We start from the raw sequence: 19,853 nt of genomic DNA on the forward strand, positions 1-19,853 counted from the left end.
AACAGGACGAGGGGGATTCGTACGTGGCCCAGGGCGCGCTGAAGAGCAGACGGCGAAGTGAGCTGCGGGAGTTCCTGATGACCAGGCGGGCCCGGGTGACACCGGCCGAGGCGGGGCTGCCGGACGGTGGGGCGCGGCGCCGTACGCCGGGGTTGCGGCGTGAGGAGGTCGCGGTGCTGGCCGGGGTGGGGGCGTCGTGGTACCAGTGGCTGGAGCAGGGGCGGGAGATCTCCGTGTCGCCGCAGGTGCTGGACTCGGTGGCGCGGGTGCTGCGGCTGAGCAACGCCGAGCGGCGGCATCTGTATGTGCTGGCCGGGATGAATCCGCCCGAGCGTGAAGTGGCGCCCGAGAAGCAGGACATGTGCGACGGGCTGCGGCGGCTGATCGACGCGTGGATGCCGTATCCGGCCCACATCATGGACCGGTACTACAACGGAGTGCTGCACAACGACGCGGCGGCGACGGTGCTCGGCATGCACCCCGGCAAGCGGTGGAACTGCCTGATCGACTTCTTCACGGACCCGATGTACCGGTCGCGGTCGAGGAACTGGGACCGCAACGCCCGTACGGTCGTGGCGCAGTTCCGTGCCGCCTGCTCGGCCTCCCCCGACGACGAGGGGTTCCAGGCGGTGCTGGCCGAGGCGAAGGCGTCCAGCCCGGAGTTCCGCGAGCTGTGGGAGCGGCGGGACATCGAGGACGCCGGGCAGATCCGTAAGGAGTTGGACCATCCGCTGGTCGGGCTGCTGTGCCTGGAGTCGAGCGTGATGCAGATGCCGGTGCGGCCCGATCTGTCGATCGTCCTGCACACGCCGCTGGACGAGGCGAACACGGCGGCGAAGCTGGAGTGGCTGGCGTCGCCGGAGGGGCGGCGCGGGGCGATGTATCCGGTGGCCGGGTAGGCCGTACCCAGTGGCCGGTCGGGCCGTACCCCGTGCTCGGTTGGGCCGGTCGCCGCTACGTATGCTCAGGTCATGACCGACAACAGCGCGCTGGACCCCGAGGACCGCAAGATCGTCACCCTGGCCCGTTCCGCGCGGGCCCGCAACGGTGTGCCCGAGGGGGCGGCCGTACGGGACGAGACCGGCCGTACGTATGTCGCCGGGACCGTCGCCCTGGACTCGTTGCGGCTGAGCGCGCTGCGGACGGCGGTGGCGATGGCGGTGGCTTCGGGGGCGAAGTCCCTGGAGGCGGCGGCGGTCGTGACGGAGGCGGAGTCGCCGTCGGCGGAGGACCTCGCGGCGGTGCGGGACCTGGGCGGGCCCGAGACGCCGGTGTTGGTGGCGGGGCCGGACGGGGCGGTGCGTTCCACGGTGACGGCGGGCTGAGGTCCGCCCCGAAAGAGCCTCGTCCTCAAACTCCCCCAGAGGGGGCACCCCCAACGGGCTGACCTTGCCCGGACCGGCGTTTCAAGTCCGGGCCGCCCCCGTGATGTGGCTCAACACGCACCGCCAACCATCGTCACGACGCACGAAGACGTCGGTCGTCCACTCGTCGGCGTCGAAGCGCTCGCCCTGGTAGTGGGCCGTGTTCGTCACCCGGGCCGTCAGGACAGCCGAGTCGCCGTAGACCTGGATCCTGGGCTCGCCCACGAGCTGGAACGCCGAGTGGGTCAGGTCGCCGGATTCGACGTACGTCAGGAACTGGGCCCTGGTGGAGATGCCCGACTCGGAGACGATGACCCAGTCGTCGGCCATGAAGTCGGCGATGCGGGTGGGGTCGTTGGAGACCATGGCCTCCGCCCAGGCGTGTGCGAGGGCGGCGAGGCGGTCGGCGTCCGGGGGTTCGGGGGGTTCCGGGGCCGTGTGCGCGTCGTCGCTCATGGGCGGATGGTAGCCAGGGTCGGGCGGCGCGGCGCCCGGAGAGCGTCCGAGGGGCGAGTGTCAGTGGCCGGTGTCACGCTGGGGGCAGACAGGTCTGCGAAAGGGCGTCGCCATGATCACCACTGACCTCACCGCCGGCTCCCCCTGTTGGCTCGACCTCGGTGCCCCCGACGTCCGGGCCACCGCGGCCTTCTACGGCGCGGTGCTCGGCTGGGAGTACGAGTCCATGGGCGAGGCGGAGGACTTCGAAGGCGGGATGTTCAAGAAGGACGGCAAGACGGTCGCGGGGCTCGGCAAGCTCACCGAGGAGGGGGCGCGCTCGGCCTGGATGCTCTACTTCACCGTCACCGACGCGGAAGCCGCGAAGCAGGCGGTCGAGGGCGCGGGCGGCACGGTGCGGGTGGCGCCGATGGACCTTGAGGACTGGGGTCGGATGGCGCAGTTCAGCGACCCGTTGGGCGGCCAGTTCGCGGTCTGGCAGCCGGGGAAGGACACGGGCTTCGAGCTGGCGGACGAGCCGGGGTCGCTGTCGTGGACCGAGCTGTACACGAGCGACGCGGGGGCGGCGAAGGAGTTCTACGGCACCGTCTTCGGCTGGCAGTACAGCGATATGGAGCTGCCGGGCGGCGGGGGCGCGTACACCCTCATCACGCCCGCGGGACAGCCCGAGGAGCGGATGCAGGGCGGGCTCATGGAGCTGCCCAAGGAGAACCTCGCGCTGGCGGGCGGGCAGCCGTACTGGCACCCGGTCTTCAATGTCGACGACTGCGACGCCGCGGTCGCCAAGGTCACGGAGAACGGCGGCAGCGTACAGATGGGGCCGGAGGACGCGGAGGGCGTCGGCAGGCTGGCCGTGTGCCTCGACCCGTCGAACGCGGACTTCGTAGTGCTGAAGCCGGCGCCGCCCAGCTGAGGCAACGCCCAGGTGAGGCGACGCCCAGGTGAGGAGTCCTGCCGGACTGCGCTTCACGCCAACCGTCTGAACCCGATCGTCGGCACCGCCCGCCGCAGCGGCCACGGTCTCGTCGCCTCCTCCGGCACCAGGTCCGCCAAGAACGCGTACCGGCGCAGTGCCTCGGGGTCCTGCTGGTCATGGGACTGCACCCGGCGCCACCACGCGCCGATCTCGGCCCAGCCGGGGGCCGACAGGGAGCCGCCGAACTCCTGGACCGAGAGGGCGGCGGTCAGGCCCGCGAAGGCGAGGCGGTCCGCCAGCGGCCAGTCGGCCAGGGTGCCGGCGACGAAGCCGGCGACGAAGACGTCCCCGGCGCCGGTCGGGTCGAGGGCCTCGACCTCGATGGCCGGCACCACGGCCGTCTCCCCGGTCCGGCCGTCCACGGCGTACGCGCCCTCCGCGCCGAGGGTCACCACGGCCACCGGGACATACGCCGTGAGGGCGTGGGCCGCCTCGCGGGGGCACTCGGTGCCCGTGTAGCGCATGGCCTCCTGGGCGTTGGGCAGGAACGCCTCGCAGTGCTCCAGGTCGGCGAGCCCCGCCAGATCCCACGCGCCCGTGTCGTCCCAGCCGACGTCGGCGAAGATACGGGCGCCCTTGCTCGCGGCCTGCGCGATCCAGGGCGCGCGAGTGCCCGGCACCAGGGAGGCGACGGCGGCGCGCGCGCGTGGGGGGCAGTCCGGCGCCGGTTCTTCCGGGGGCGGCTCATGGCCGTGGGAGACCATCGTGCGCTCTCCCTCGTACGCCATCGAGACCGTCACCGACGAGTGCCAGCCCGGCACCGTGCGCGACGGCGAGAGGTCGATGCCCTCGCCGTGCTCCAGCGCGTCCCAGCAGTACTCGCCGTAGTGGTCGTCGCCGAAGGCCGCCGCGAGCGACGTCTTCAGGCCGAGGCGGGCGAGGGCCGTCGCCATGTTCGCGACGCCGCCCGGGCTCGACCCCATCCCGCGCGCCCAGGACTCGGTCCCGCGCACCGGGGCCGAGTCGAGGCCGGTGAAGATGATGTCGAGGAAGACCGGGCCCGTGAGGTACACGTCCCAGGGCGGGTCGGCGGGCGTGCGCAGGCCGACGAGGGGGTCGACCTGGGCCCGGCGATACGGCCCCGCCGCCTTGGGCAGCGGTCTCTGGGGCGAGGGTCCCTTTCCGTTGGGCGCGGTGGGCGTGGTCACGGTGCGCTCCCTGGCGTGGTGCTGATCTGGCCAGTGTGCACCACGCCACCGACAACGCCACGGCGATCCCGCCGGATCCACCCTGTCCGGGCAGGTCGGCGGCCTCCTACCAGCGAGGCACCGTCGGCGTCACCCACCCCGGCTCGGCGATCCGCATCGCGGCCGCGTCGTCGCGTTCCCGCAGCGAGCCGTCGTCTTCCAGCCACCGCCGGTGCAGTTCCGCCAGCCGGTCGCGGTCCAGTTCGACGCCGAGGCCGGGCGCGTCCGACACGGCGACCTTGCCGTCGTCGAAGGTGAGGCGCTCGGTGAGGACGTCCTCGGACTGCCAGGGGTAGTGGGAGTCGCAGGCGTGGTGGAGGTTGGGCACGGTCGACGCGACGTGGGTCATCGCGGCCAGGGAGATGCCCAGGTGGGTGTTGGAGTGCATGGACACCCCGACTCCGAAGGCGCGGCAGATCGCGGCCAGCTGCTGGGTGTTGCGCAGCCCGCCCCAGTAGTGGTGGTCGGAGAGGACGACCTGGACGGCGTCCTTGGTGAACGCCTCCTTGATCTCCGTGAACGTCGTCACGCACATGTTGGTCGCCAGCGGCACCCCGCCCCGCGCGGCCACCTCGGCCATCGCGGCCGTACCGAGGGTCGGGTCCTCCAGGTACTCCAGGACGTCCCCGAGCTCCCGTGCCACCTTCAGCGAGGTCTCCACGGACCAGGCCCCGTTGGGGTCGAGGCGCAGGGGGTGCCCGGGGAAGGCCTTGGCGAGGGCCCGTACGGCGGCGATCTCCTCCTCGGGCGGGAAGACGCCGCCCTTGAGCTTGAAGGAGGCGAACCCGTACCGCTCCTTGAAGCGGCGCGCCTGCTCCACGACCCCCGCCGGGTCGACGGCGGCACCCGAGTCGTCCTTCTCCGAGGGCACGCCCTGCGGATGCTCGGCCCACTTGTAGAACAGGTACGCGCTGTACTCGACCGCGTCCCGCACCTTGCCCCCGAGCAGCGCGTGCACGGGCAGCCCGAGCGCCTTGCCGAGGGCGTCGAGGCAGGCGACCTCGAAGCCGGAGACGACGGACAGGCGCAGCTTGTCGGCGGTCTGGACACCGCGCAGTCCGCCGACGTCGACCTGCCCGGAGACCCGGGACTGGTCGACGGCCACCTCGTCCGCGACGACGAACAGGCCGTTGAGGTCCCCGACTTGACGACCGATCAGCTTCTCCGCGAACGGCCGGGCGAGCTCCAGGTACTTGGTGTCGCCGTACGTCTCACCGACCCCGACGACCCCGCCCGCCGTCTCGACCTCCACGATCAGCCGGGGCGTGTACGGCTGGTGCACGCCCTGGGTGTTCAGCAGGGGCGGGTCGGCGACCAGGATCGGCGTCAGGCGGACATCGGTGATCGTGAGGTTCACAGTGCGGCTCCTACGAGGTCGAGTCCGGCGGTGAGCAGGGTGCGCAGGTCGGCCAGGTCGGCGGCCGACGGGTCGGTGAGCGGGGCGCGTACGGGGCCGACGGGGCGGCCTCGCAGCCGGGCCGCCGCCTTCACCAGGGACACGGAGTATCCGGGCACCCGGTCGCGGAGTTCGACGAGCGGGACGTAGAAGTCGCGCAGCAGCTTGTCGACGGTGCCGTGGTCGCCGGCCTGGAGGGCGGCGAAGAAGGCGTTCGCGATCTCGGGGGCGAAGGCGTGGACGGCGGAGGAGTAGGCGGGGACGCCGACGGTGGCGTAGGCGCGGGCCTGGATCTCGGCGGTGAGGGCGCCGTTGAAGAAGAGGAAGTCCTCGGGGGCGGCGAGGGTGAGGCGCTGGAGGCGGTCGAGGTCGCTGTGGCCGTCCTTGAGGCCGATGACGTTCGGGATGGCGGCGATGCGCTTCAACGAGGCGACCGTGAAGGCGACTTGACCGCGCTGGTAGGCGATGAGCGGGAGGCGGGTGCGGGCGGCGATGTGCTCCAGCTGGGCGACCAGGCCGTCCTGCGGGGCGGCGATCAGATAGTGCGGCAGGACGAGGAGGGCGTCGGCGCCGGCCTCCTCGGCGATGCGCGCGAACCGGACGGCCTGCGCCCAGCCGTACCCGGTCCCGGCGACGACGGGCACGCGCCCGCCCGACTCCTCGACGGCGATCGAGACGGCCTGCCGGTACTCGTCCTCGTCCAGCGAGAAGAACTCGCCGGTGCCGCAGGCGGGGAAGAGGGCGCCGGGAGCGGTGGCCAGCTGGTCGGCGACGTAGGCGCGGAAGCCGTTCGGGTCCAGCGAGCCGTCCTCGTGGAAGCTCGTGAGCGGGAACGACAGGACGCCCTGTGCCATGCCGTCCCGCAGTCGCCGGGCCGTGTCCGTATCGAGGCTCACCCTCGTCATCTCCCCATGTAGACGCCATCCACGTATGAAAATGGAGATTAGATACGCGAACGGCGACCGTCAATGGCGCGGTCGAGCCGATTCGAGCCGATTACGATCGCCCCATGTCAGAGACAGGTGGCGTCCGCGAGGTGAAGTCCGCGGCGCGGACGGTCGAGTTGCTGGAACTCCTCGCCGCGCGCGGCGACCGCCCGGCGCGCCTCCAGGAGCTGGCCGACGAACTGGGCGTGCCGCGCAGTTCCATGTACGCGCTGCTGCAGACCCTGATCTCCCGCGGCTGGGTCCGCACCGACGTCACCGGCTCGCTCTACGGCATCGGCATCCACGCCCTGCTCACCGGCACCACCTACCTCGACTCCGACCCGCGCGTCCGCGTCGTACGCCCCTATCTCGACGAGGCGTCCGACGCGCTGGGCGAGACGATCCACCTGGGGCGGCTGGACGGCCGGGACGTGGCGTATCTGGCGACGCGCGAGTCGCACGAGTACCTGCGGACCATCAGCCGCGTCGGCCGGCGCCTCCCGGCTCACGCGGGGGCGCTGGGGAAGGCGCTGCTGGCGGAGCGCCCCGAGGCGGAGCTGGCCGAGGGCCCGTACGCGGCCCTCACCCCCAACACCCACACCACCCGCGACTCCCTCGCCGCGGACCTCGCCGAGGTGCGGGCACGCGGCCACTCGGTCGACCGCGAGGAGGGCGTCCCCGGCATCGTCGGCTTCGGCTTCGCCCTGCGCTACGACATCCCGGCCCAGGACGCGATCAGTTGCTCGGTGCCGGTGGCCCGGCTGTCGGCGGGGCACGAGGAGCGGATCGTCGCGGTGATGCGGGAGATCAGGGCGAAGATCGAGGCCACGGTTCCGGGTGGCGGCGGGTCGGTGCACTGGCGCAGGTGAGGGCCGGGGTCGGGGCACTTGGGGGGCACTTGAGGGGTGTGTGCGGGGCGCTCGTTTACCCGACCTCCCCCACCCCAAACAGAACGTGCCCCACATCACACCGCCCCCACTTCTTCGCGGCTCCCCCTCCTTGATACAAATTCTCCGCGCGTTCCTGTCCGTCGACGGCCTGCGCTCCTCCTCCTCTTGGCTCCTCCTGAGCCGCTCCTTTCGCATGCCCTGGGAACGCCCGTGCTCGCCCCCCGCACCACCCCCTGGCCCCTCGTCGCCCTTTTCACGGCCGGGTACCTCGCCCCGTATCTGCTGCCGACCGTCGTCGGCAGGCTCGACTCCGGGCTTCCGCTTTCCCCCACCCAGGCGGGTGCCGTCGGCAGCGCACTGCTGCTGAGCTCGGCGTCCGCCGGGTTCGCGCTGGCCTCGCGCGTCGACCGGATCGGGGCCCGCAGGCTGGCCCGCGTCGGCCTCACCCTCGCCCTCCTCGGCTACGGCGGGGCGGCCCTCGCGCACCCCGTACCGGCCGTCGTCCTCGGCGTGCTCGTCGGCGGTTTCGGATCCGGTACGGCCACCGCGGTCGCCGCCACCCGCATCGCCGCCCAGCCCGACCCGCACCGGGCCACCACGGTCGGCCTCCTGGGCGTCTCCGCCCTCGCGGGCGCCGTCTATCTGACGGTCCCGCACCTCGGCCCCGGCCACGGCCTCCCGCTCGCCGCGATCGCCCTCACCGCGCTGGCCGTATGGCCGCTGACGGGCCGCCTCCCGGCCGCCACGGCCAAGCCGCAGCAGAGCGGTTGGGACAGGTCCCCCCTGCCACACCGCCGCCAGGGCCTGACCCTCGCCGTCTGCATGCTGTGCTGGTCGCTCGCCCAGAACTCCCTCTGGGGCGTCAGCGGCCGGATCGGACTGACGCAGGCGCATCTGACCGAGGCCACGGTCGGCGCGGTGTTCGCCGTCGCGCTCGGCGCCGGGCTGCTCGGCGTCACCGGGGCGGGCGCGCTCGGCCCGCGCGTCGGTCGGGCGCTGCCCATCGGCGCCGGTACGGCCCTCATCGCGGCCTGCATCACGCTCAGCGCGTCGGCCACCGACCTGCCGACCTTCGCGACCGGCGAGATCGCCTGGAACACGCTCTACCCGATCGTCCTGTCGTACGTCATCGGCCTCGCCGCCGCCCTCGACGGGCGCGGCCGCTGGGCGGTGCTCGTCGGTTCGGCGTCGTCACTGGGCACGGCGGCGGGCCCGCTGACCGGGAGCGTGCTGTCGGCGCAGGCCGGGTTCCCGGTGATGGGGGCGGTGCTGGCGGTCGGGTTGCTGGTGATCGCCGTACCGCTGACGGTGGTGGCGCTGGGCACGGGCAGGCGCCCGCTGCCGGTGGTGGAGATCGCGGTGGAGGCACCTGCCTACGACAAGGCAACCGCAGCCTGAGCGCCCTGAGCGCCCTGAAGGGGCACTCGGCTAGGGGAACTCGTACGCCTCGACCTCCGCGAGATACCTCTCCCGCCGCTCCTCGTCATCTTCCAGGAAGGACGCCACAAAGGAGTTCCGGGCGAGCTCGCGCAGCCGGTCCTCGGTCAGGCCCAGCGCCGAGCGCACCGCGTCGAAGTTGTCGCCCGCGTACCCGCCGAAGTAGGCCGGGTCGTCGGAGTTGACCGTGCACATCAGCCCGGCGTCGAGCATCGCGGGCAGGGGATGGTCGGCGAGGACGTCGACGGTGCGCAGCCGCACGTTCGACAGCGGACACAGCGTCAACGGCACCCGGTCCCGCACCAGCCGCTCGACCAGCGCCGGGTCCTCCATGCACCGCAGCCCGTGGTCGACGCGCTCGACGCCGAGGACGTCGAGGGCCTCGGTGATGTAGGCGGGCGGCCCCTCCTCGCCTGCGTGCGCGACGCGACGCAGCCCGAGGGCGGCGGCGGCCTCGTAGACCTCGCGGAACTTCACCGGCGGGTGCCCGACCTCGGCCGAGTCCAGGCCGATGCCGACGATCCGGTCGAGATACGGCTCGGCGGCCCGGAGCGTCTCCATGGCCGACTCGGCGGAGTCGTCGCGCAGGAAGCACATGATGAGCCGGGTGGAGATGCCGTGGTTCGCCTCGCTGCCGGCCAGCGCCCGCCACAGCCCCTCGACGACCGTGCCCAGCTCGACTCCCCGCTTGGTGTGGGCCTGCGGGTCGAAGAAGATCTCCGCGTGCCGCACGCCCTGGCCGGCGGCGCGGGCGAGGTAGGCGTTCGCGAGGTCCGCGAAGTCCTGCTCGGTGCGCAGGACGGCCATGAGCTCGTAGTACAGGTTCAGAAAGGACTGGAGGTCCTCGAACTGGTAGGCCTTGCGCAGCTCGTCGGTGTCGGCGTACGGCAGCTCGACGCCGTTGCGGGCGGCCAGTTCGAAGGCGAGCTCGGGTTCGAGGGTGCCTTCGATGTGGAGGTGCAGTTCTGCTTTCGGGAGGGGCATCGAAGCATCGTACGGCGAGGTCAGCGCCGCTTCGGCAACGGTACCCGCAGCAGGTCGTGCGCCACGGTCAGCTCCCCGTCGAACCCGGCGTCCCGGGCCTGCCGCTCGAACTCGTCGGGCTCGGTGTAGCGCTGGCTGAAGTGGGTGAGCACGAGATGCCGTACGCCGCAGTCGAGGGCGACGCGAGCGGCCTGACCAGCCGTCAGATGCCCGTGTTCCACGGCGAGTTCGACGTCCTCGTCCAGGAAGGTGGACTCGATGACGAGCATGTCGCAGCCCTCGGCGAGGGTGTACACGCCGTCGCACAGCCGGGTGTCCATGACGAACGCGAACCGCTGCCCGCGCCGCACCTCACTGACGTCGTCGAGCGAGACTCCGCCGAGCACCCCTTCCCGCTGGAGCCGCCCGACGTCCGGCCCCTTGATGCCGTGCGCGGCGAGGCGGTCGGGCAGCATGCGGATCCCGTCGGGTTCGACGAGGCGGTAGCCGTACGACTCGACGGGGTGCGACAGCCGTGCGGTGTGCAGCGCGTAGCCGCCGGTGTCGGCGATGACCCCGTCGGCGCTGATGGGCGCCTCGGCGATGTCGACGGTCTCGCGGTAGGCGGTGGCGTAGCGCAGCCGGTCGAAGAAGCGCTGCCCCGAGCGGGGGTAATGGGCGGTGACGGGATGCGGAACCTTGTCGAGGTTGATCCGCTGGATGACGCCGGCGAGGCCGAGCGAGTGGTCCCCGTGGAAGTGGGTGACACAGATCCGGTTCAGGTCGTGCGCGGCGGCCCCGGCACGGAGCATCTGCCGCTGGGTGCCCTCGCCGGGATCGAAGAGGATGCCCTCGCCGTCCCAGCGCAGCAGGTACCCGTTGTGGTTGCGGTGGCGGGTCGGAACCTGGCTCGCGGTCCCGAGGACGACCAATTCACGTACGGACACGGCGACTTCGACTTACTTCCGTTACCCGGGGGGCCACTGCATGCCGCGGCCGCCGAGGATGTGGGCGTGGGCGTGCCAGACGGTCTGACCGGCGCCCGCACCGGTGTTGAAGACGATGCGGTAGCTCTCCAGCTTGTCCTCGTCGGCGACGGCCTGGGCCTCACGCAGGACGTCCGCGGCGAGGGTCGGCTCGGCGGTGGCGAGGGCGGCGGCGTCCGGGTAGTGCGCCTTGGGGATGACCAGGACGTGGGTGGGCGCCTGGGGGTTTATGTCCCGGAAGGCGACGGTCGTCTCCGACTCCCGCACGATCGTCGCCGGGACGTGGCCCTCGACGATCTTGCAGAACAAGCAGTCGTCCTGCGGCTCCCCTGCCATGTTCCCTCCGGGGGTTGGACGGATCTCTACGTGGGGCATCGTATCGTCGCCGACTGACGGTAGTCGGTGGCTGGTCGCGCCCACGCGGCGGAGCCGCAAATCGATACAGCCCCGCGCCCCTCAGGTGGGCAAACTGGGCGGCGTTTTGGCCGGCCGTTGCTCCAGTGCCTCCAGGGCGATTCGGATCGCCTCGTCCAGTTGGGCGTCACGGCCTGCCGCGTAGTCCTGTGGGCGCTGGAGGACCTCCACGTCCGGGTCGACGCCGTGGTTCTCCACGTCCCAGCCGTGGCCCTCCAGCCAGATGGCGTACTTCGGCTGGGTGATCAGGGTGCCGTCGACCAGGCGGTACCGGCTGTCGATGCCGATCACGCCGCCCCAGGTCCGCGTGCCCACCACCGGGCCGAGACCCAGCGCCTTGATCGCCGCGTTGACGATGTCCCCGTCGGAGCCGGAGTACTCGTTCGCCACCGCCACCACGGGCCCGCGCGGGGCGTCCACCGGGTAGCTGTTCGGGCGCATGCCGCGCGGCACTTCCCAGCCCACGATCCGCCGCGCCAGTTTCTCCACGACCAGCTGCGAGGTGTGTCCGCCGCCGTTCTCGCGGACGTCCACCACGAGGCCCTCCCGTGCCACCTCGACCCGTAGGTCACGGTGGATCTGGGCCCAGCCGGGCGCCTGCATGTCCGGTACGTGCAGATAGCCCAGCCGTCCGCCGGACTTCTCGTGGACGTACGCCCGCCGGTCCGCCACCCACGCGTGGTACCGCAGCGGCTGCTCGTCCGCGATCGGGACCACGACCGCATGCCGTACGTCCCCGCCGCCCGCCGGTGAGATCGTCAGCTCCACCGCCTTGCCCGCCGTACCGACCAGCAGCGGCCCGGGTCCGGTCACCGGGTCCACCGGCACCCCGGCCACGGCGACGATCGCGTCACCGGCCCGCACCGCGACCCCGGGTGCGGCCAGCGGCGCCCGCGCGTCGGGGTCGGAGGTTTCCGACGGCAGGATGCGGTCGATGCGCCAACTCCCGTCTGGGTGGCGGGAGATGTCGGCGCCGAGGAGGCCCTGCCGGGCCCCGCCGCCGTGCCCGCCGCGCGGCGAGACGTAGGCGTGCGAGGTGCCCAGCTCGCCCTGCACCTCCCACAGCAGGTCCATCAGGTCGTCGTGGGTCGCCACCCGGTCCACCAGCGGGCGGTAGCGGTCCAGTACGCCCGGCCAGTCCACCCCGCTCATGTCCGGCCGCCAGAAGTGGTCGCGCATGATGCGGCCGGTCTCCTCGAACATCTGGCGCCACTCCGCCGACGGGTCGACCGTCTGCCGTACCCGGGACAGGTCCACGGTGATGTTCGTGTCGCTGTCCTCGTCGCCGGAGGCCCGCCGGTCGCTCGGTACGACCTTGAGCCGGCTGTCGGTCCACAGCAGCACCCGTTTGCCGTCGCCGCTGACCTCGAAGTGGTCGGCGTCGTCGGCGAGATGCTCGACGCGCCGCTGGAGAAGGTCGTAGCGCTCCAGCTCGGTCTTGGGCTCGGGGTCGTCGGGCGTGGCCCGGGAGGCGCCGAGGGCGCCGCGCACGGGGTGCCGCAGCCACAGCACGCCGTCCTTGGCGGCGCGCAGGTTGGTGTAGCGGGCAGCCTCGACCGGGAACGGCACGATGCGGTCGGCGAGCCCTTCGAGGTCGATGCGGGTGGTGGGGGTGCCCTCGCTGTCGGGCGTCTCGTCCTTGTCGGGCGCGTCGAAGGGGCGGCCGTGCCGCTGCGGGCCGAAGGGGGACGGGGTGGTCGCGGCGAGGGTGATCAGGTGCGGGCGGGAGCCGACCACGAAGGCGAGGTCGAAGACGTGCTCGTCGTAGACCGGGTCGAAGGCCCGCGTCGACAGGAACACCAGGTGCTTGCCGTCCTGGGTGAACGCGGGCGCGTAGTCCTGGAAGCGCAGCGGGGTCGCCTCGGAGACCGACAGGTCGGTGGTGTTGGCGAGTTTGAGCTGGGACAGCGGGCGCGGGCCGGGGTGCGACCAGGCGAGCCAGGCCGAGTCCGGCGAGAAGACCAGCCCGTCCACGTCGCCGTCCTCGCTGCGGTCGACCTCGCGCACCTCGCCGGTCTCCCGCTCGACGAGCAGTACCCGCCCGTCGTGCGCGGCGACCGCGGCCCGGCTCCCGTCGGGCGCCATGGCGAGCCCCAGCACCCGCCCGAGCTGCCCGGCGGCGAGCCTGCGCGGCGTCGCCCCGGGTGCGAGCCCGGTCGCCGGGGCGAACTCCAGCGCGTCGTCGCCCTCCGCGTCCGTGACCCAGACGACCCACTCCTCGCCCTCCGCCCGGAAGGTGCGGGGCCGCCGGGCCCGTACCCCCGGCTCGGCGGCGAGCGCACGGGCGGGACCGGAGCGGTGGGTGACCCAGTGCACGGCACCCCTCACGGCGACCGCGCTGCCGCGTGCGGTGTGGTCCGGGGCCGCCGACCCGAACCAGCGGGCGGCGTTCAGCGGGAACGGCTGCCGGTCCGTGCGCTGCCCGCCGAGCCGGATGTCGAGCCTGCGCGGCTCGGCCCCGTCGAGGTCGTCGAGGAGCCACAGTTCACCGGCGCAGGCGTAGACGACGCGGGTGCCGTCGCTCGCGGCGTGGCGGGCGTAGAAGCCGTCGACAGGTGTGTGCCGCCGCAGATCGGAACCGTCGGGGAGGGAGGAGTACACCGCCCCGACGCCCTCGTGGTCGGAGAGGAAGGCGATGCGCTCCCCCACCCACACCGGGTACTCGATGTTCCCGTCCAGCTCCTCGTGGAGCCGTACGAAGTCCCCGGTGCCGTCCGGGTCGATCCACAACTTGCCCGCCGTACCGCCCCGGTAGCGCTTCCACCGCGCCGCCTCCAGTCCCATGGGCGCGGAGGCGAGCACGAGGTGCGGTCCGTACGCGACATCGCCGACGGGGCCGTACGGCAGCAGGGTGGCCGGGCCGCCGTCGAGCGGGACCGTGTGGGCCCAGCTGCGGCGGCTGCCCGCCTGGCCGTGGGTGGTGATCGCGAGGACCTGGCCGTCGGGGGTCCAGCCGCGTACCCGGGTCTGTCCGCTGCCCCAGTGGGTGAGCCGCCTCGACGGGCCGCCGTCGACCGGCGCGATGTGCACCTCGGGGGCGCCGTCGCGGGTGGAGGTCCAGGCGACGGTCGTCCCGTCGGGCGAGATGCGCGGCAGGCTGACCGGCATGTTGTCGGCGCTGACCCGCCAGGCCCGGCCGCCGTCGAGCGGGGCGAGCCAGACGTCGTCCTCCGCGGTGAAGGCGACCAGGTCGCCGTGCGGATGCGGATAGCGGAGGTATGAGGATGAGGTCGGCGTCGGGGGCGGGGACGCGGCCGAGGTCTGTGTCACCCGATCACCCTAGGCAAGGGCGGCGGCCACGAACAGGCTCTTGGATCACTTGCCCGAACTCCCCTGCGGGACCGCTCACTTGCCCTCCGGCCAGCAGTTCGGGTGCTGCTTGCAGTAGACGGTCTTGGTGACGGTCACCGTGACGGTGGGCCCGGGCTGCTGCCCGTTGCCCGGGTTGACGGGCGAGGGCGTGGAGTCGCAGTCGCCGAGCCCGTTCACGTGGAACCACTCCTTGCCGTCGATCTTGGCGACGAGGTCCCCGCGCACACAGGAACCGCTCACGGCCCGGGTGATCCGGCCGGTGACCACGATGTCCTTGCCGTCCTTGGTCTCGCCCTCGCAGTCGACCTTGACCACGGTGTTCTCGGTCGCGCTGGGCGCGGCGGAGCCGCCCTTGCCGCCCTCGTACGAGCCCGTGCAGTTGAGCCACTGCACGTCGGCCTTCTGCCGCTCCAGCTCCTTGGTCACCGTCTGGTCGGTCGTGAACGCCACGGTGGCGCTGCTCAGCCCGCCCGGATCACAGCCGACCGCCCCGCCGACGGCGACCACGGCGAGCCCCGCCACACCGGCCACCCGTGCCTCGTAGGCGCGACGACCGGCGGGACGTGGGCGACCCGTGGTGCGACCCGTGCGGCCCCAAACCCTCCTGAATGCCCCCATGGACGGCAGCCTGCCACTGTCCCGGCCGACGCGGTAGAGCGCATACGGCCACTCCGTGCTCGCGCACGTCACGTCCGGCTCATCGCGGCGGAAAACCTGGAGACCAGGCGCTGCCCGGCGCCGTAGCGTGGCCGGATGCGATCCGACCGCAGGCTGCGCAGACTCGTCGTGGACGAGCGGACGACGTACCTCTGGAGTGTCCGGCACAAGCACCGGGACGGCGACGTCTGCCGCGAGGTCCTCAACCTCTACCGGGACGGCGCCCGCACCCGGATCGTGTTCCGGGCGGGCGAGGCCGGTTCGGGCCGCATTGTCGCCGAGGGCTGGTTCTTCTCGGGCTGCGTCGCCGACGGCCGCGGCGCCCTCCTCAACCTGCGCGAGCCCGGCGTCGTACGGGCCCTCGTCGACGAGGCGCAGACGCGCGGACTCCTGCCCGGCGGTGGGGAGTTGGACGGCTGGGAGCTGTTCTCCGCGGTCGCCGAGGCGGTCGACCTCAGCCGCGCCAAGGGCCGCGCCGAAGCTCCACGTACATCGGCGTAAGGCCTGCGATGTCAGGACCAGCGGCCCGTACGGCCGAGGAGCAGTGCGGTCGCCGCGGTTCCGGCGGTGGAGGTGCGCAGGACGGTGCGGCCCAGACGGTACGCCTTGGCGCCTGCCTCCTCGAAGAGGGCCAACTCCTCGGGGGACACGCCGCCTTCGGGACCGACGACGAGCACGATCTCGCCCTCGGCGGGCAGTTCGGCGGTCGCGAGCGCCTCGCTGCCGTAGTCGCGTTCCTCGTGCAGTACGGCGGCGAAGTCGGCCTTGGCGAGGAGGGCGGCCACCTGCTTGGTCGTCGCGGCGTCCGCGACCTCGGGGAAGCGCAGGCGTCTGGACTGCTTGCCGGCCTCGCGGGCCGTGGCACGCCACTTGGCGAGCGCCTTGAGGCCGCGGTCGCCCTTCCACTGGGTGATGCAGCGGGCGGCCGACCAGGGCACGACCGCGTCCACGCCGGTCTCGGTCATCGTCTCGACCGCCAGCTCACCGCGGTCGCCCTTGGGGAGGGCCTGGACGACGGTGATCCGGGGGCTGGGCTCGGGCTCGACCGGGAACTCGAAGGGCTCGACGACCAGATGGTCCTTCCCCGACGCGCTGAGGACGACCCCTGCCGCGCCCCGGCCCCGCCCGTCGGTGATCACCACGTCCTCGCCGGGCTGCAGCCGTCGTACGGAGACGGCGTGCCGTCCCTCCGCGCCGGTCACGTCGATGATCGAGCCGGGGCCCACACCCTCCAGGGAGTCGACCACGAACACCGGCGCGGTCATCGGAGCCCTCCCTTGCCCGACAACGCTGTCTTGGCGGCGTCCAGTTCGGCGACCAGCACCTCCACCAGCTGCCCGGCGGGCATTTCACGTGCCATCCGGTGCCCCTGCCCCGCCCACAGCGCCATGCCCTGCGGGTCGCCGGACGCGGCGGCCTTCTTGCGCACGGGCGAGGTGAGGTGGTGGACCTCCGGGTAGGCAGCGGGGGCGTACGGCCCGTGCTCGCGCAGGAAGCGGTTGACCAGGCCACGGGCCGGCCGCCCGGAGAACGCGCGCGTCAACTCGGTGCGGACGAACAGGGGGTTGGTCAGCGCCTGCTTGTGCAGGGCGTTGGCGCCGGACTCCGGGGTGGCGAGGAAGGCGGTCCCCAGCTGGGCGGCGTCGGCGCCGGCGGCCAGGGCGGCGGCGATCTGGCTGCCGCGCATGATGCCGCCCGCGGCGACGATGGGCAGGCCGACGGCCTCACGGATCTGCGCGATCAGCGACAGCAGTCCGATGCCGGTGCCGTCGGTCTCGGGGTTGTCGCGGTGCGTCCCCTGATGACCGCCCGCCTCGACGCCCTGCGCGATCACGGCGTCGGCGCCGGCCCGCTCCACGGCGAGGGCCTCGTCGGGGGTGGTGGCGGTGACGAGGGTGAAGGTCCCGGCGCGCCGGAGGGACTCCAGCACCTCGCTGCTGGGGACGCCGAAGTGGAAGGAGGCGACGGGAACGGGGTTGTCGAGCAGCACGGCCAGCTTGGCCTCGTACCCGTCGTCCCGCCCGCTGTCCGGGTCCCCGAGCTCGATGTCGTACCAGGCGGCCTCGCCGGCCAGCTGGTGTGCGTAGACGTCGACCGCGGCCTTGTCGGCGTACTCGGACTGCGGCATGAAGAGGTTGACCCCGAAGGGCTTCGTGGTCAGCCCGCGCAGCTGCTTGATCTCCTGGTACATCCCGTCGGCGGTTTTGTACCCGGCGGCGAGAAACCCGAGCCCGCCCGCCTCGGACACGGCCTGGGCGAGATGCGGCACGGAGACGCCGCCCGCCATGGGGGCCTGCACGATCGGATGAGGGAAGAGATCGGTCAGTGCGGAGGACATGACGGCATGTTGTCACGTCCCCCGAACAAGTCCGAATCTGCCCCGCCCCATGGCACGGGGTGGGGCCGGACCACCGGATCAGCGGCCGTTGAACGCGTCCTTCAGCCGGGAGAACAGCCCCTGCTGCCCAGGCTGGAACTGCCCCTGCGGCCGCTCCTCACCGCGCAGCTTGGCCAGCTCCCGCAGCAGCCGCTCCTGCTCGGGATCCAGCTTGCTGGGCGTCTGCACCTCGACGTGGACGATCAGGTCGCCCCGCCCGCCGCCGCGCAGATGCGTCACGCCCCGCCCGTGCAGCGGAATCGACTGCCCGGACTGGGTACCCGGCCGGATGTCGACCTCCTCGAGACCGTCCAGCGTCTCCAGCGGCACCTTCGTACCGAGGGACGCCGCGGTCATCGGGAGCGTCACCGTGCAGTGCAGGTCGTCGCCGCGCCGCTGGAAGGTCGAGTGCGGCAGCTCGTGGATCTCGACGTACAGATCACCGGCGGGACCACCACCCGGACCGACCTCGCCCTCACCGGCGAGCTGGATCCGGGTGCCGTTGTCGACACCGGCCGGGATCTTGACCGTGAGGGTCCGACGGGACCGTACGCGGCCGTCCCCCGCACACTCGGGACACGGCGTGGGAACCACCGTTCCGAACCCCTGGCACTGCGGGCAGGGGCGGGACGTCATGACCTGGCCCAGGAAGGACCGCGTGACCTGGGACACCTCGCCGCGCCCGCGGCACATGTCACACGTCTGCGCGGAGGTGCCCGGCGCCGCGCCCTCACCGTTACAGGTGTTGCAGACGACGGCCGTGTCGACCTGGATGTCCTTCGTCGTACCGAAGGCCGCCTCGTCGAGCTCGACCTCCAGCCGGATCATCGCGTCCTGACCGCGCCGGGTGCGCGAGCGCGGACCGCGCTGGGACGCCGTACCGAAGAACGCGTCCATGATGTCCGAGAAGTTCCCGAAGCCACCGGCGCCGAAGCCGCCCGCGCCGGCGCCGCCGGCCTGGGACAGGGGGTCGCCGCCGAGGTCGTAGACCTGCTTCTTCTGCGGGTCCGACAACACCTCGTAAGCGGCGTTGATCTCCTTGAACCGCTCCTGGGTCTTCGGATCGGGGTTGACGTCCGGGTGCAGCTCGCGAGCGAGCCGCCGGAAGGCCTTCTTGATCTCTTCCTGCGACGCGTCGCGACGCACGCCGAGAACGGCGTAGTAGTCCGTGGCCACTTACGACTCCGCCAGGATCTGTCCGACGTACCGTGCCACTGCGCGTACCGCTCCCATCGTTCCCGGGTAATCCATGCGGGTCGGTCCGACCACGCCGAGCTTGGCGACTGCCTCGCCGCCCGAACCGTAGCCGACCGACACGACGGACGTGGAGTTGAGTCCCTCGTAGGCGTTCTCATGACCGATGCGTACGGTCATGCCCGAATCCCCGGCCTCGCCAAGCAACTTGAGGAGCACGACCTGCTCCTCAAGCGCCTCCAGGACGGGCCGGATAGTGAGGGGGAAGTCATGTCCGAAGCGGGTGAGATTGGCGGTGCCGCCGATCATCAGCCGCTCCTCGTTCTCCTCGACGAGTGTCTCCAGGAGGGTGGAGAGCACGGTCGAGACGGTGCCGCGGTCCTCTACGTCGAAGGCCTCCGCGAGGTCCTCGACGAGCGTCGGCACATCGGTGAAGCGCCGCCCCGCGACCCTGCTGTTGAGCCGCGCGCGTAGATCCGCGAGCGAGGCCTCCCCGAAGGGCGCCGGGCAGTCGACCATCCGCTGCTCGACCCGCCCGGTGTCCGTGATCAGTACGAGCATCACGCGCGCGGGTGCGAGCGAGAGCAGCTCGACGTGCCGGACGGTGGACCGGGTCAGCGACGGGTACTGCACGACGGCGACCTGCCGCGTGAGCTGCGCGAGCAGCCGCACGGTGCGCGCCACGACGTCGTCCAGGTCGACGGCGCCGTCCAGGAAGTTCTGGATGGCGCGCCGCTCCGGCGGGGTCATCGGCTTGACGCCGGCGAGCTTGTCGACGAACAGCCGGTAACCCTTGTCGGTGGGGATCCGCCCGGCGCTGGTGTGCGGCTGGGCGATGAACCCGTCGTCCTCCAGGGCTGCCATGTCATTGCGAATGGTCGCCGGGGAGACGCCGAGGTTGTGCCGCTCGGTCAGGGCCTTCGACCCCACCGGCTCCTCGGTGCCGACATAGTCCTGGACGATGGCGCGCAACACCTGGAGCCTGCGTTCACTCAGCATCCCGCGCACACCTCCAGTCGTTCCCTTTGCCACCTTGTCTGGCACTCTGTCCACCCGAGTGCCAGCCGCCCCCGGCCCAGTGTACGGCGGTGGGGTACGCCCCGGGCAAGGCCGGTTCCGCGACGCCGTGCCCGGACGTGCTGTCTTGGCCAAGCGGCGCCGGGGAAGTGAGGGTGCGTTCCCGCGTCGTTCGGTGCGTGCTCTCGGTGCGCTGGACGAAGGTCCTCGTAGCGGAGCTACTAGGGCCTTTGGCCGGTGCGGCGAGTGGGGGTCCCCCCTCTGGGGGAGCGTGCCGGGCGGCGTGGGGATGTGCCCTCAC

The 19,853-nt window shown here is 72.3% G+C and carries 19 protein-coding genes; 6 read left to right on the forward strand and 13 right to left on the reverse strand.

The annotated features are described in order from the left end of the window. Positions 1-77 precede the first annotated feature (77 nt). Both ACIA8X_RS05020 and ACIA8X_RS05025 read left to right on the forward strand, forming a co-directional pair. Complete coding sequence (locus ACIA8X_RS05020) at positions 78-899, forward strand: helix-turn-helix transcriptional regulator (protein WP_393451198.1); 822 nt, start codon at positions 78-80, stop codon at positions 897-899. 72 nt (positions 900-971) lie between these two features. Continuing rightward, positions 972-1,325: a cytidine deaminase gene (locus tag ACIA8X_RS05025; protein ID WP_393451201.1), complete on the forward strand. Its 354-nt coding sequence runs from the start codon at positions 972-974 to the stop codon at positions 1,323-1,325. Between the two features lie 81 nt (positions 1,326-1,406). On the opposite strand, the gene ACIA8X_RS05030 is transcribed toward ACIA8X_RS05025, so the two are convergent. Then, entirely contained in the window at positions 1,407-1,820 is a 414-nt protein-coding gene (locus ACIA8X_RS05030; protein WP_393451204.1) for a nuclear transport factor 2 family protein, read from the reverse strand. Positions 1,821-1,932: 112 nt separating this feature from the next. On the opposite strand from ACIA8X_RS05030, the gene ACIA8X_RS05035 reads away from it, so the two are divergent. Then, complete coding sequence (locus tag ACIA8X_RS05035) at positions 1,933-2,733, forward strand: VOC family protein (RefSeq protein ID WP_393451207.1); 801 nt, start codon at positions 1,933-1,935, stop codon at positions 2,731-2,733. Positions 2,734-2,786: 53 nt separating this feature from the next. Here ACIA8X_RS05035 and ACIA8X_RS05040 read toward each other — a convergent pair whose 3' ends face one another. From ACIA8X_RS05040 to ACIA8X_RS05050, 3 genes are all read right to left on the reverse strand, one after another. Further along, a complete protein-coding gene (locus ACIA8X_RS05040) occupies positions 2,787-3,944 on the reverse strand; it encodes a carbohydrate kinase family protein (protein WP_393451210.1) in 1,158 nt (385 codons plus the stop codon). Between the two features lie 106 nt (positions 3,945-4,050). Continuing rightward, a complete protein-coding gene (locus ACIA8X_RS05045; protein WP_393451213.1) occupies positions 4,051-5,340 on the reverse strand; it encodes a glucarate dehydratase family protein in 1,290 nt (429 codons plus the stop codon). Further along, positions 5,337-6,275 carry a 5-dehydro-4-deoxyglucarate dehydratase gene (locus ACIA8X_RS05050; RefSeq protein ID WP_399457807.1) on the reverse strand — a complete coding sequence of 313 codons (939 nt, stop codon included), beginning with the start codon at positions 6,273-6,275 and terminating at the stop codon, positions 5,337-5,339. Before ACIA8X_RS05050 ends, ACIA8X_RS05045 begins: the two co-directional genes overlap by 4 nt. A gap of 113 nt (positions 6,276-6,388) precedes the next feature. Here ACIA8X_RS05050 and ACIA8X_RS05055 point away from each other — a divergent pair, with 113 nt between their 5' ends. Both ACIA8X_RS05055 and ACIA8X_RS05060 read left to right on the forward strand, forming a co-directional pair. Next, positions 6,389-7,174 (forward strand): IclR family transcriptional regulator, encoded by a 786-nt coding sequence (locus ACIA8X_RS05055; protein WP_393451219.1) that lies wholly within the window; start codon positions 6,389-6,391, stop codon positions 7,172-7,174. Positions 7,175-7,405: 231 nt separating this feature from the next. Continuing rightward, positions 7,406-8,593, forward strand: a complete 1,188-nt coding sequence (locus ACIA8X_RS05060) for an MFS transporter (RefSeq protein WP_399457808.1) — start codon at positions 7,406-7,408, stop codon at positions 8,591-8,593. Positions 8,594-8,623: 30 nt separating this feature from the next. Here the strand turns inward: ACIA8X_RS05060 and ACIA8X_RS05065 are convergent, their stop codons facing one another. The 5 genes from ACIA8X_RS05065 to ACIA8X_RS05085 form a co-directional block, all read right to left on the reverse strand. Next, on the reverse strand, positions 8,624-9,616 hold the full coding sequence (locus tag ACIA8X_RS05065; RefSeq protein WP_399457809.1) for an adenosine deaminase: 993 nt from the start codon (positions 9,614-9,616) through the stop codon (positions 8,624-8,626). 20 nt (positions 9,617-9,636) lie between these two features. After that, a complete protein-coding gene (locus tag ACIA8X_RS05070) occupies positions 9,637-10,542 on the reverse strand; it encodes a ribonuclease Z (protein WP_393451228.1) in 906 nt (301 codons plus the stop codon). Positions 10,543-10,563: 21 nt separating this feature from the next. Then, the gene (locus ACIA8X_RS05075; RefSeq protein WP_393451231.1) at positions 10,564-10,917 is read right to left on the reverse strand and encodes a histidine triad nucleotide-binding protein; all 354 of its coding nucleotides are present in this window, start codon (positions 10,915-10,917) and stop codon (positions 10,564-10,566) included. A gap of 120 nt (positions 10,918-11,037) precedes the next feature. After that, a complete protein-coding gene (locus ACIA8X_RS05080) occupies positions 11,038-14,265 on the reverse strand; it encodes a S41 family peptidase (protein ID WP_399457810.1) in 3,228 nt (1,075 codons plus the stop codon). A 75-nt stretch (positions 14,266-14,340) separates the two neighbouring features. Then, positions 14,341-14,838 carry a hypothetical protein gene (locus tag ACIA8X_RS05085; RefSeq protein WP_393451237.1) on the reverse strand — a complete coding sequence of 166 codons (498 nt, stop codon included), beginning with the start codon at positions 14,836-14,838 and terminating at the stop codon, positions 14,341-14,343. 222 nt (positions 14,839-15,060) lie between these two features. On the opposite strand from ACIA8X_RS05085, the gene ACIA8X_RS05090 reads away from it, so the two are divergent. Continuing rightward, on the forward strand, positions 15,061-15,465 hold the full coding sequence (locus ACIA8X_RS05090) for a hypothetical protein (RefSeq protein WP_399457811.1): 405 nt from the start codon (positions 15,061-15,063) through the stop codon (positions 15,463-15,465). Positions 15,466-15,476: 11 nt separating this feature from the next. On the opposite strand, the gene ACIA8X_RS05095 is transcribed toward ACIA8X_RS05090, so the two are convergent. From ACIA8X_RS05095 to hrcA, 4 genes are all read right to left on the reverse strand, one after another. Next, a complete protein-coding gene (locus tag ACIA8X_RS05095; protein ID WP_393451243.1) occupies positions 15,477-16,229 on the reverse strand; it encodes a 16S rRNA (uracil(1498)-N(3))-methyltransferase in 753 nt (250 codons plus the stop codon). Further along, a complete protein-coding gene (locus ACIA8X_RS05100) occupies positions 16,226-17,302 on the reverse strand; it encodes a nitronate monooxygenase (RefSeq protein ID WP_399457812.1) in 1,077 nt (358 codons plus the stop codon). Before ACIA8X_RS05100 ends, ACIA8X_RS05095 begins: the two co-directional genes overlap by 4 nt. A gap of 78 nt (positions 17,303-17,380) precedes the next feature. Next, the gene (dnaJ, locus tag ACIA8X_RS05105; RefSeq protein WP_393451249.1) at positions 17,381-18,517 is read right to left on the reverse strand and encodes a molecular chaperone DnaJ; all 1,137 of its coding nucleotides are present in this window, start codon (positions 18,515-18,517) and stop codon (positions 17,381-17,383) included. Further along, entirely contained in the window at positions 18,518-19,534 is a 1,017-nt protein-coding gene (gene hrcA, locus ACIA8X_RS05110) for a heat-inducible transcriptional repressor HrcA (protein WP_393451252.1), read from the reverse strand. Positions 19,535-19,853: the final 319 nt, after the last annotated feature.

It is taken from the genome of Streptomyces sp. NPDC051738 (assembly GCF_044453205.1).
Lineage (GTDB): Bacteria > Actinomycetota > Actinomycetes > Streptomycetales > Streptomycetaceae > Streptomyces.